We start from the raw sequence: 12,311 nt of genomic DNA, 5'->3' as shown, positions 1-12,311 counted from the left end.
CGGGGGCCGTTATGGGTGAGCCGGCAATGGACGAGTACGGCCAACGGCACGCGCCGGGCAGCGAGGTTCGGACCCCACCGGGCGGCATGGCGTCGCCCGGTGGGATTCGCCCGCTCTTCGACCGAATGCGCGACAGAGGCAAGAAGCGTTTTCGGCTGCACGGCGGGAACGGTATTCCAGCGGAGGTGGATGAACAATGGCTGCGGTTTTGGATACAGTCGTGGACATGCGTGACGTGGTGATGGAAAAGAACGAGGCGGACGCCGTGGCGGCCAAGGCCCGCAAGGTGGACCGCGACGAGCGCCGGACCGTGGGCCTGCCCTTTGTCGAGGAGCCCCGGATGATCTGCCGGGAGGTCAACGTCTATTACGGCGACAAGCATGCCATCAGAAACGTCAGCATCGATGTCGGCAAGAACGAGGTGCTGGCCATGATCGGCCCCTCGGGCTGCGGCAAGTCGACCTTTCTGCGCTGCCTCAACCGGATGAACGACACCGTGGCCGGCTGCCGGGTCACCGGTGAAATCTTCCTGGACGACCTCAACATCTACGACCGCAAGGTGGATGTGGTGCCGTTGCGCGCCCAGGTGGGCATGGTCTTCCAGAAGCCCAATCCCTTTCCCAAATCAATCTTCGACAACGTCGCCTACGGACCGAAGATCCACGGCCTGGTCAACAGCAAGTCCGAGCTGCAGGACATTGTCGAGAGTTCGCTGAAAAAGGCCGGCCTGTGGAACGAGGTCAGCGACCGCCTCGACCAGCCCGGCACCGGGTTGTCCGGCGGTCAGCAGCAGCGGCTCTGCATCGCCCGGGCGATCGCCGTGCGGCCCGAGGTCATCCTCATGGACGAACCCTGCTCGGCGCTCGACCCCATCGCCACCGCCACGGTGGAGGACCTGATCACCGAACTCAAGGAGCAGTACACCATCGTCATCGTCACCCACAACATGCAGCAGGCGGCGCGGGTTTCCCAGCGCACCGCCTACTTCCACCTGGGCGATCTGGTCGAGGTCGGCTCCACCGACCGCATTTTCACCAATCCCCGCCACCAGTTGACCGAGGATTACATCACCGGCCGCTTCGGCTGATCCGCCGGCCGGTTTCCAGGGCATAATGGCGGCCGCGCGCCGCAGGGAGACCGCCGTCGCGGTTTCGCTTCTCCGTGCACGGCCCACGAAACCTGCGCCGTACTTTCCTCCTGCCTGAATCTTATCTTCGTCCGTTGAAAGAGCCTCTGGGGGAGCCTCCGGGGCGATAATGGTCGCGGTGATCGTCATACCGGTCGTGCCATCCGCGATCGCGGCCGGGACCGCCATGCCAGTGGTGTCCGGGCCAATAGCACCCGCCAAGGGCAAGAAGGGCGGCCAGGGCAACGCTCGCTGCGAATATCTTGGTCATTTTGCATTCTCCTTGAGTGTCTGTCGTCCGCATGCATCGGGACGGGGTACCCTGAAGAAAGCATCCGGGGTGCCAAGTGGACGGGAAAGAAGAGGCCGGCAATATGGTCAATGCAATCGAATGGTTGGCCGGTTACGCCCTATTCTTGGGGCGCAAGCGCGGACAGTCGCTGGATAGTTCTTTCCCACACCAATGGAAACAGGCGGGAGCTTGTTGAAAAATACGATGTGAAAGCGGGGCGGTAGAGCGCAGGGCGCGCGCGGATGGCGTCGCCCGGATTGGATACTTGTTGCCCAGGCGTCGGAGAGAACCGGGCGGGGGACATGGCGGCGGCCGGAGAACGTGGCGGGTGCGGCGGAGCCGGGGCCTGCGGTCAGTCGACCCCCAGGAAGGCGAGGATGCCCTTGGCGGCCTGACGGCCCTGCCAGATGGCGGTCACCACCAGGTCGGAGCCGCGCACCATGTCGCCGCCGGCAAAGATTTTGGGATGGCTGGTCTGCATGGGATAGGCTCCCGCCTCGTCGGCCACGACCCGGTCGCGGTCGTTGACGGTCACGCCGTGTTCCCGCAGCCAGGCGGGCGGGTTGGGCCGGAAACCGAAGGCCATCAGCACCACCTCCGCCGTGAGGGTGACCTGGCTGTCGCTGACCACCACCGGCCGCCGCCGGCCGCTCGCATCCGCCTCCCCCAACTCGGTGGTCACCAGTTCCACCCCTTCCGCCCGATGGTCGCCGAGGATGCCGATCGGTTGCCGGTTGAACAGGAAATCCACCCCTTCCTCCCTGGCGTTGACCACTTCCTTCCGCGAGCCGGGCATGTTGGCCTCGTCCCGCCGGTAGACGCAGGTGACGCTGGCCGCGCCCTGGCGGATGGCGGTGCGGCAGCAGTCCATGGCGGTATCGCCGCCACCCAGCACCACCACACGCAGATTCGCCGTGTCGATGAACGGGGCCACACCCTCGTAGCCGCGCTGCTGGCAGACGTTGCCCACCAGGAAAGGGAGGGCGTCGTGCACGCCCGGCAGCTCCTCGCCGGACAGGCCGCCCTTGAGGAACCGGTAGGTGCCCATGCCGAGGAAGACGGCGTCGAATTCCGCAAGGAGCCGCTCCAGGCTGACATCGCGGCCGATTTCGGTGTTGAGGCGGAATTCCACGCCCATGCCGGCAAAGAGCTGCCGCCGCCGGACCAGCACCGATTTCTCCAGCTTGAACTCGGGGATGCCGAAGGTCAGCAAGCCGCCGATTTCCGGGTACCGGTCGAACACCACCGGCCGGACGCCGTTGCGGACGAGCACGTCGGCGCAGCCCAGGCCCGCTGGTCCGGCCCCGACCACCGCCACCCGCTTGCCGCTCCACACGACTCCGGACATGTCCGGCTGCCAGCCCCGGGCCAAGGCCTGCTCGGTGATGTACTGCTCGACGGCGCCGATGGTGACCGCGCCGAAGCCGTCGTTCAAGGTGCAGGCCCCCTCGCACAGCCGGTCCTGCGGGCAGACCCGGCCGCAGACCTCCGGCAGGCTGTTGGTCTGGTGGCACAGCTCCGCCGCGGCCGTCAGATTGCCCTCGGCCATCAGCTTGAGCCAGTTGGGGATCAGGTTGTGCACCGGGCAGCGCCATTCGCAGTATGGATTGCCGCAGGCGATGCAGCGGTGCGCCTGATGCTTGAGGTGAAGTTCAGGGACCGCCTCGTAGATCTCGCGGAAGGCGGTCTTGCGGGTAACCAGGCCGACCTTGGGCGGCAGTTTCCGCTCGACGTCGAGGAATTGAAAGACATTGTCCAGTCGCTTGTCCATGGCGATGCCGTCCGTCACATATTATTCGCCGCGCTGCACGAGCCGGTCGAGCAGGCCGGAGAGGTCGGCTGCCTTGGGTTTGACCAGCCAGAACCTGCCGATATAATCGGGAAAATCGTCCAGGAGCCGCCAGCCCCAATCGCTGTTGGTCTCGCGGCAGAACTCCTCGATCACCTGGTGGAGGTGGTTGCGGTATTCCTCCATGTAGCCGGAATGGATGCGCTGGATCTCCACCAGTTCGTGGTTGTACTGATCGACGAAGCGGTTGTCGGGATCGAGGACATAGGCAAACCCGCCGGTCATGCCGGCGCCGAAGTTGCTGCCCGCCGGGCCGAGCACGGTCACCAGGCCGCCGGTCATGTATTCGCAGCCGTGGTCGCCCACGCCCTCGACCACCGCATGGGCGCCGGAATTGCGCACCGCGAACCGTTCGCCCGCCCGGCCCGAGGCGAACAATTTGCCGCCGGTGGCGCCATAGAGGCAGGTGTTGCCCATGATGCTGGTGGTCTCGCTGCGGAAGGTCGCCAGGTGCGGCGGCCGCAGGACGATCTTGCCGCCGGCCATGCCTTTGCCGACGTAATCGTTGGCATCGCCGTGGAGATGCAGTTCCAGGCCGCCGGCGTTCCAGGCGCCGAAGCTCTGGCCGGCCACGCCGGTGAGCTTGAGCCTGACCGGCGCCTCGGTCATGCCCTGGTTGCCCCAGCGTTTGGCGATCTCGCCGCTCAGCCGGGCGCCGATGGAGCGGTCGCAGTTGGTCAGGGTGTAGGCAAAGGTGCCGCCGCTTTTGGCCTCGATGGCGGGCAGGATATCGCGCACCATCTGCTCGGCCAGCTCGCCGCGGTCAAAGGGCCGGTTGCGGCCGATGACGCAGTGGCGGGGCTTGGTGCGCAGGAGTTCGTCGGTGTGCACCAGCGGCCGCAGGTCGAGGCGCTGCTGCCGGGGCGTGCCGCCGGCGACCGGCTCCAGGAGATCGACCCGGCCCACCAGCTCGGCCAGGCTGCGCACCCCGAGGGCCGCCAGCCATTCCCTGGTCTCTTCGGCCAGGAAGCGGAAGTAGTTGACCACCTTGGCCACGGTGCCCCGGTAGTGGTCGCGGCGGAGGTCGTCGCGCTGGGTGGCCACACCGGTGGCGCAGTTGTTGAGATGGCAGATGCGCAGGTATTTGCAGCCGAGCGCCACCATCGGCGCGGTGCCGAAGCCGAAGCTCTCGGCGCCGAGCATGGCCGCCTTGACCACGTCCAGGCCGGTCTTGAGGCCGCCGTCGGTCTGGAGGCGGATCTTGTCGCGCAGGTCGTTGGCCTGGAGGGTCTGGTGCACCTCGGCCAGCCCCAGTTCCCAGGGCGAGCCGGCGTGGCGGATCGAGGACAGGGGGCTGGCGGCGGTGCCGCCGTCGTAGCCGGACAGGGTGATCAGGTCGGCATAGGCCTTGGCCACCCCGGCGGCGATGGTGCCGACGCCGGGACGGGCAACCAGCTTGACCGAGACCAGGGCCTCGGGATTGACCTGCTTGAGGTCGAAGATGAGCTGGGCCAGGTCCTCGATGGAGTAGATGTCGTGGTGCGGCGGCGGCGAGATCAGGGTGACGCCGGGCACCGAGTAGCGCAGCCGGGCGATCAGGTCGTTGACCTTGCCTCCCGGCAGCTGGCCGCCCTCGCCGGGCTTGGCGCCCTGGGCGATCTTGATCTGCAGGACCTCGGCGTTGACCAGGTAGTGCGGGGTGACGCCGAAGCGGCCCGAGGCGACCTGCTTGATCTTGGACATTTTGATGGTGCCGTAGCGGGCCGGGTCCTCGCCGCCTTCGCCGCTGTTGGAGCGGCCGCCCATGCTGTTCATGGCCTCGGCCAGGGCCTCGTGGGCCTCCGGCGACAGGGCGCCCAGCGACATGGCGGCGGTGTCGAAGCGGGGGGTGATCGCCTCCACCGGCTCGACTTGGTCCAAGGGGATGGGGTGCAGATCGCGGCGCAAGCGCAGCAGGTCGCGCAGGGTGGCCGGTTCGCGTTTGTTGATCAGCTCGGCGCAGGCCCGCCACTGCCGGTAATCGCCGCTGGCGACCGCCGCCTGCAAACCCATCACCACCTCGGGGTTGAAGGCGTGGTACTCCTGGCCGTACATGTACTTGAGCAGCCCGCCCGGTCGGATCGGCTTCTGGCGGCTCACGGCCTCCCTGGCCAGCACCTTCTGGTCCGCCTCGAGGTCGGCGAACCCGGCTCCCCGGATACGGCTGGGCGCGCCGGCAAAGCAGAGGTCGACCACCTCCTCGTCCAGGCCGACGATCTCGAACAACTGGGCGCCGCGATAGGAGGCCACGGTGGCGATGCCCATCTTGGAGAGGATCTTGAGCAGCCCCTTCTTGATGCCGGCGCGGTAATTTTTCAGCGCCCGGTCCGGCGCCAGTTCCACCTCGCCGCCGCGGCAGAGGTCGGCCACCACCGCGTAGCCGAGATAGGGATAGACGGCGGTGGCGCCGAAGCCGATCAGGCAGGCGATCTGGTGGGCGTCGCGGGCCGTGGCCGTGGACACGATGAGGTTGGCGTTGCAGCGCAGCCCGGTCCGGGCAAGATGGTGGTGCACCGCGCCGGTGGCCAGCAGGGCATGGATCGGCAGCAACGGCGGGGCGCAGTCCTGGTCGGTGAGCAGGAGGAGGACGCAGCCGGACCGGACCGCTTCGCCGGCCCGTTGGCAGAGCTGCTCGATGGCTGCACGCAGGCCGAGTTGCGCCGGATCGTAGCCGAGCGACAGGCGGCACAGCCGGTAGCCCCAGCGGTCGAGGTGGAGCAGGGCGCGGTATTTCTCGGAGGACAGCACCGGCGAGGTGAGGATGACCCGGTTGGCATGCTGCTCGGACTCCTCGAAAATCGACTGCTGCTCCGGGCCCATGGTGGTTTCCAGCGACATCACCACCGCCTCGCGCAGGGGGTCGATGGGCGGGTTGGTCACCTGGGCGAACTGCTGGCGGAACGAGTCGGTGAGCGGCCGTTGCTGCCGGGAGAGCACCGCCATGGGGGTGTCGTCGCCCATGGAGCCGGTGGCCTCCTGGCCGGTCGCGGCCAGGGGCCGGAGGATCTGGTCGCGCTCCTCGAAGCTGACCTGATACATCTTCATGGCCATCTTCAACGGTTCGCCCTCCAGTTCCCTGGTGGCGCGGTCCTGGGTCAGGGTGCCCTCCAGCCGCAGGGTGTTGTCCTTGAGCCACTGCTTGTACGGATGGCGGCGCTTGAGTGCGTCGTCGATTTCGGCGGTGTGGCGCAGGGTGCCGGTGGCGGTGTCGACCGAGAGCATCTGGCCGGGGCCAAGGCGGCCCTTGGCCACCACCTCGCCGTCGTCGTAGCGGCGAACGCCGACCTCCGAGGCCACGGTGAGGATGTCGTCCCTGGTCAGTACCCAGCGCGAGGGGCGCAGGCCGTTGCGGTCCAGGGCGCAAACCGCGTGGCGGCCGTCGGAGAGCACCAGCCCGGCCGGACCGTCCCAGGCCTCGGTGTGCATGGAGTTGAACTCGTAGAAGGCGCGGAGATCGGCGTCCAGATGTTCGACGTTCTGCCAGGCCGGCGGGATGAGCATGCGGATGGCCCGGTGGAGGTCCATGCCGCCGGCCACCAGGACCTCCAGCATGTTGTCCAGGCTGGAGGAATCCGAGCCGGTCCGGTTGACCAAGGGGGCGATGGCCTCGATGTCCGGCAGCAGCGGGGTCTTGAATTTGCCGGTGCGGGCGTCGGCCCAGTTGCGGTTGCCGGTGATGGTGTTGATCTCGCCGTTGTGGGCAAGGAGGCGGAACGGATGCGCCAGGGGCCAGCGGGGCATGGTGTTGGTGGAGAACCGCTGATGGAAGACGCAGATCGCGCTGGCCAACTCCGGGTCGGCCAGGTCGGGGAAGAAACCGGGCAGATCGGCGGGCATCATCAGCCCCTTGTAGACGATCACCCCTTCGCTGAGGCTGGCCACGTAGAAATCGGGATCGTCGGCCAGCCGTTTTTCCGCCCGGCGGCGGGCAATGAACAGCCTCGCGGTCAACTGCTCGCGGCTTAAGCCGTCGCAATTGACGAAGACCTGGAAAAACAGGGGTAAGGAGGCCAGGGCAATGGGGCCGAGGCAGCCCGGATCGGTCGGCACCTGTCGCCAGCCCGCCACCTGCAGGCCCTGGCCGGCCAGTTCCTCGGCGAGGATGCGTTGCGCGGTTTCGGCCTGGCCTTGCTCGCGGCCGAGCATGAGCATGCCGACGCCGTAGAGCGGGGTGAGTTCGCCGGCGCCGTGCTCGCGGGCCAGCCTGCGGAGGAAGCGGTCCGGTTTCTGCAGGAGCAGGCCGCAGCCGTCGCCGGTGCGGCCGTCGGCGGAGATCCCGCCGCGGTGGGTCATGCAGGTCAGGGCCTCGATCCCGGTCCGGACCAGATGATGGCTGGCCTCGCCCTTGATGTGGGCGATCAGACCGAAGCCGCAGCTGTCCCTGTATTCGTTGAGGTCGTAGAGTCCACGCATGGCAACATGTCCCGCCGTTGAAGAACCATGAAGGATGTTAAGCACCGGCGGCCGGATTGCGCAACAGGAATCGTTCTCGCCGGCGGCCCGGTTTTCGCCGCGCCCGTTTCTTCTGTTGACAGGCTGTCCCTGTCTTATATTGTGTACACCTGCATCCAAGATATTGCCGCTGAACGATTTCTGCCCCTGAAACGGTGGGCGGCCGCGCCGCCGCCATCGAACATTTTTCGCCTCTCCGACGATCCATGCACATCGCCACCACCCACCGCAATACCGATTTCGACGGCCTGGCGTCCATCGTGGCCGCCACCCTGCTGTATCCGGGCGCCGTCGCCGTGTGCCCGAAAAACGTCAATCCCAATGTCCACCGCTTCCTCTCCCTTCACAAGACCTCCATCGACATCATCCTGGCCGGCGAGGTCGACCCGGATGCCGTCACCCGGCTGATCGTGGCCGACACCAACCAGTGGCGGCGGCTCGACCGGGTCGACTGCCTCAAGGGGCGGGAGGGCGTCGAGGTGCTGCTCTGGGACCACCACATGGGTATCGGCGACATCAATCCGCACTGGCAGTGCGTGGAGAAGATCGGCGCCACCATCACCCTGTTGGTGCGCGAGATCAGGGAGCGGGGCCTTGCACTCACCCCCCTGCAGGCAACCCTGTTCCTGCTCGGCCTGTACGAGGACACCGGCCAGCTGACCTTCAGCTCCACCACCCCGGAGGATGCCCGCGCGGCCGCCTTTCTCCTGGAGCAGGGCGCGGATTTGACCATCGCCGTCGATTTCCTCAACATGGCCTATGGCGAGGTGCAGAAAAAGGTGCTGTTCCGCCTGATGCGCGACGCCGAGCAGCACGACATCAAGGGCAAGCGGGTGGGCATCGGCGTGGTGCATATCAGCAAGCACGTCGAACTGGCCATGGTGGTGCAGCTCTACGGCAAGATCGTCAACGCCGACGCGGTGTTCGTGGTCTTTGTCAACGAGGGCGGCGGTTATTTCATCATCGGCCGCAGCTCGACGCCGGAGATCGACGTCAACAGCGTGTTGCAGCGGTTCGGTGGCGGCGGCCATCCGGGAGCGGGATCGGCGACCATGGCCGACACCGCGATGGCCCCCGGCGAGATCCGGCAGAAGATCATCGCCGCCCTGCACGAGGTGCAGCGGGGCACGGTCCTGGTGGCGGACATGATGTCCTTTCCGGTGACCACGGTGCCGTCCGATACCCCCATGCACCAGGTCAGGCGCATTATGGAGGAGGAAAAAATCCGCGGGCTGGTGATCGAGGATGAGGAATGCCTGCGCGGCATCGTCGTGCTGTGGGATCTGAAGAAACTGCGGCTGAAGAAGCAGTGGAGCAGCCCGGTCAAGGCCTTCATGAACCGCGAGGTGACGACCATCGCCCCCGACGCCCTGGCCAGCGAGGCGGCGGAGACGATGGTGCAGAAGAACATCGGCCACCTGCCGGTGGTGCAGGGGGAGAAGGTGATCGGCATCATCACCCGCACCGACATCATCAACTATCTGTACGGCATGCTGCCGGCCTAGCCGGTGCGGGCGGGGGAAGGGCGCGGCGGTCCCGGCGATCAGCCCGGAGGCCAGGCCATGTGGCGGCCGCCGAGGATGTGCATGTGCAGGTGAAAGACGGTCTGCCCGGCCTGGGCACCGTTGTTGAACACGACCCGGTAGTGCGGCACGCCCTCCTTGAGGGCGATCTCGTTGCCCACCCGCATCAGCTTGCCCACCATCCGTTCGTCCTCCTCGGCCACCGCCGAGGGACCGCTGAGGTGTTTTTTCGGGATCACCAGAAAATGGACCGGGGCCTGGGGGGCGATGTCGCGGAAGGCCAAGACGTCGTCGTCCTCGTAGAGCTTGCTGGCCGGGATCTCGCCGCGGACGATCTTGCAGAACAGACAGTTGTCGGACATGGGGACCTCTCGTGTGGGTGGCAGGGGGCCTGCTACCGCCGGGCGCCGACCCGCGGCAGCATCTGAAAGACCAGGGCGTTGTCGACGCCCGCAATGCTGACCGGCTCCATGGCGATGGGAATCGACCGGGCGCCGACCTTGAGGTTGATTGTTTCCAGGGCATCGAGATCGACCGCGTATTCCCGGCCGCCGAGAGCGGCGAGCAGGGGCGTCAGCGTGTCCTGGGATGTGCCCGCGTTCTGGGCGGCTTCCGCGAACCGGGGCGTGACGAACAGTTTGCGCTGGACCGGGTCGAACCGGGTCAGCAGGTCGCAGGTCATGGGCAGGCGGACCTCGCCGACCCGAAGCTGGATGTCCTGGCCGGCGATATTGGTGGTGATCACCAGGTTTTTGCCGGAAAGCACGCCGCGCACCGAGATGACGTTGTTGCGGATGACCAGCCGGTCCAGCGATTCGACGGTGATGTCGCCCTGCATCTGCCGGCTCTGCGAGGGGATGTCCAGGGGCAGGGTCTTCTGCAGGGAGGCCAGCACGGTTTCCGCCGGCAGGGTGAGGACGATGTTTTTCCGGCCGCCGTTGTCGGCGCCGATGGCCGGGAAGGCACAGAGGAACAGGCCGCACAGCAGGCAGACGAGGCGCAGGAGTTTTCCGTTCATGTCGGTTCAGCAAGCAGGCAAAGCGGCGGGGACAGGGATCGTGCCCGCCTGCGGATTGATGGTGATCACACCGGCAACCATGGGCCGGGCATCCGGCCGAAAGCGGTGTGACGGCGTTCGCGCGGGCCGGAAGGCATCGGGCCGACCCATCGACAAAAAATACAACAGAATGCTCGATTTTCATCCCCCTGTCAAGCCGGCGGGTACAAAAAAGGCCGCCTGTTGCCCGGCCGTGGTCCGGCCATGACCACCGCACCGGAACAGCCGCCGCGCCTCACGGTGGACCGGGAATGCTGCCTCACCGGCGCACCCCCGGCCCTGGCCGCGGCCATCCGGGCCGAGCTGACCATCGCCAATCCCAAATACCAGGCGGCCAAGCAGTTCGGCCGCTGGCTCGGCAAGAAGCTCAAGCCGCAATTGTTCTTTTATCACGAAAGCGAGGATCGACTCTTCTTCCCGCGCGGTTTCGGCAACCAGGCGGTGCGGCTCTGTCGCCAAATTACGGGACAGTCTCCAGTGATCGATGACCGCCGCCGCCTTTTCCCGGAGATAGATCTCCGGTTCCAGGGGCAGCTGCGGCCCTACCAGGAACAGGCGGTGGCCGCGGTGCTGGCCCATTCCTTTGGCGTGCTCGAGGCGGGCACCGGCTCGGGCAAGACGATCATGGCCCTGGCGGTGATCGCCCGGCGGCGGCAGCCGACCCTGATCGTGGTCCATTCCAAGGAGCTGATGCGCCAGTGGCAGCAGCGCATCGCCCAGTTCCTCGGCATGGAGGCCGGCCTGGCCGGCGACGGCATCCTCGATATCCGGCCGGTGACCGTGGCCATCGTCAACACGGCCAAGAAGCACCTCGACACCTGGCCCGCGCAATTCGGCCAACTGGTGGTCGACGAGTGCCACCGGGTGCCGGCCAGCCTGTTCACCGACGTGGTCTCGGCCTTTGACTGCACCTTCATGCTGGGCCTGTCCGCCACCGCCTTCCGGCGCGAGGACGGCATGACCAGGCTGATCAACATCTACATGGGCGATCGGGTCCATGCCGTCGACAACCGCATGCTGGCGGCCAGCGGCGCGGTGGTCCGGCCGGTGCTGGAGCAGCGGCCGACCGGGTTCACCTATGGCTATCGCGGGGAATATGCCAAGCTGATCAAGGCCCTGGCCGCCAATCTGCCGCGCAACCGCCTGATCGTGGCCGACATCCTCGCTCTGCTCGCGCCCGGCCATCAGGGCACCATCCTGGTGGTGTCGGACCGGGTGGCGCATTGCCTGGCCCTGGCCGAACTGCTGGCCGGACAGGGGATGTCCGCCCCGGTCCTCACCGGCCAGTCGCCGCCTGAGGAACGGACGGGCATTGTCGCCGATGTTCAGTCGGGACGGGTTGTTGTGCTGATCGCCACCGTGCAGTTGATCGGCGAGGGCTTCGACTGTCCCGGTCTGTCCACCCTGGTCCTGGCCACGCCGATCAAGTTCGAGGGCCGGCTCTTGCAGGTGGTGGGGCGGATCATGCGGCCGGCTGAGGGCAAGGAGGCGCGGGTGATCGACTATGTCGACGAGCAGATTCCGGTACTGCGGCGCTCGGCCATCGCCCGGCAGGCGGTGTTTGCGGCGTGGTGAGCGGAATCGGGCGCATTCGGAGTGGATGAATGGCTAACGCAAAAGCTTAGGGGAGCGCCGCTTGCGGCGTGTTCCTTGGATCGAAATGTGAGGCTGTCTAACTGCCGCCACCCTCACGACAAATATAAGGGCATCTTGAAATTTAGTTCAGTAATTCCCGGCAGCCTTTACCGGCTTTTTTTTACAAAGATCATGCTTTCCTGGTGCTTGATTCGATCGGTTTTGCCCCCTGACAGCGCTTCACTCGGCGCTCGATGGCGTTCTTTTGCCATGTTGCCGCCTCTTGGACGCACTTCACCTGTTTGTCGCCAGAAGCATCACCATCCGGTCAATGTTGTACACCAGATTGCGCAAACCGATCTTTGCTCGGGCTCGGGCTATGCCAATCGTGCGCAACAGCAAATTCCCCGCTCTCTGAGCCTGCACACCAAAGACGTGCTCGACGCGCGAACGGATCC

General features: G+C 66.4%; 7 protein-coding genes and 1 pseudogene. 3 read left to right on the top strand and 5 right to left on the bottom strand.

Going from position 1 to position 12,311, the window contains the following annotated elements:
- Window positions 1–241 precede the first annotated feature (241 nt).
- The gene (gene pstB, locus Q362_RS0114445) at window positions 242–1,087 is read left to right on the top strand and encodes a phosphate ABC transporter ATP-binding protein PstB (protein WP_035216920.1); all 846 of its coding nucleotides are present in this window, start codon (window positions 242–244) and stop codon (window positions 1,085–1,087) included.
- 683 nt (window positions 1,088–1,770) lie between these two features.
- On the opposite strand, the gene Q362_RS0114440 is transcribed toward pstB, so the two are convergent.
- On the bottom strand, window positions 1,771–3,189 hold the full coding sequence (locus Q362_RS0114440) for an FAD-dependent oxidoreductase (protein ID WP_028319258.1): 1,419 nt from the start codon (window positions 3,187–3,189) through the stop codon (window positions 1,771–1,773).
- A gap of 21 nt (window positions 3,190–3,210) precedes the next feature.
- A complete protein-coding gene (gltB, locus tag Q362_RS0114435; RefSeq protein WP_028319257.1) occupies window positions 3,211–7,659 on the bottom strand; it encodes a glutamate synthase large subunit in 4,449 nt (1,482 codons plus the stop codon).
- 245 nt (window positions 7,660–7,904) lie between these two features.
- On the opposite strand from gltB, the gene Q362_RS0114430 reads away from it, so the two are divergent.
- Window positions 7,905–9,203: a CBS domain-containing protein gene (locus Q362_RS0114430; RefSeq protein WP_028319256.1), complete on the top strand. Its 1,299-nt coding sequence runs from the start codon at window positions 7,905–7,907 to the stop codon at window positions 9,201–9,203.
- 38 nt (window positions 9,204–9,241) lie between these two features.
- Here the strand turns inward: Q362_RS0114430 and Q362_RS0114425 are convergent, their stop codons facing one another.
- Both Q362_RS0114425 and Q362_RS0114420 read right to left on the bottom strand, forming a co-directional pair.
- Complete coding sequence (locus Q362_RS0114425; RefSeq protein WP_028319255.1) at window positions 9,242–9,583, bottom strand: histidine triad nucleotide-binding protein; 342 nt, start codon at window positions 9,581–9,583, stop codon at window positions 9,242–9,244.
- Window positions 9,584–9,615: 32 nt separating this feature from the next.
- Window positions 9,616–10,239 carry a hypothetical protein gene (locus Q362_RS0114420; protein WP_028319254.1) on the bottom strand — a complete coding sequence of 208 codons (624 nt, stop codon included), beginning with the start codon at window positions 10,237–10,239 and terminating at the stop codon, window positions 9,616–9,618.
- A gap of 243 nt (window positions 10,240–10,482) precedes the next feature.
- Between Q362_RS0114420 and Q362_RS0114415 the strand changes: the two genes are divergently transcribed.
- The gene (locus tag Q362_RS0114415; protein WP_028319253.1) at window positions 10,483–11,853 is read left to right on the top strand and encodes a DEAD/DEAH box helicase; all 1,371 of its coding nucleotides are present in this window, start codon (window positions 10,483–10,485) and stop codon (window positions 11,851–11,853) included.
- 294 nt (window positions 11,854–12,147) lie between these two features.
- Here the strand turns inward: Q362_RS0114415 and Q362_RS24565 are convergent.
- Window positions 12,148–12,311, bottom strand: a pseudogene (locus tag Q362_RS24565) (IS5/IS1182 family transposase); the annotation flags it as partial.

The organism is Desulfobulbus elongatus DSM 2908 (assembly GCF_000621145.1).
In the GTDB taxonomy this organism is placed as follows: Bacteria; Desulfobacterota; Desulfobulbia; order Desulfobulbales; family Desulfobulbaceae; genus Desulfobulbus; species Desulfobulbus elongatus.
Note: the sequence above shows the minus strand (reverse complement) of the source record. Positions and strands in the feature narration are given on the sequence as shown.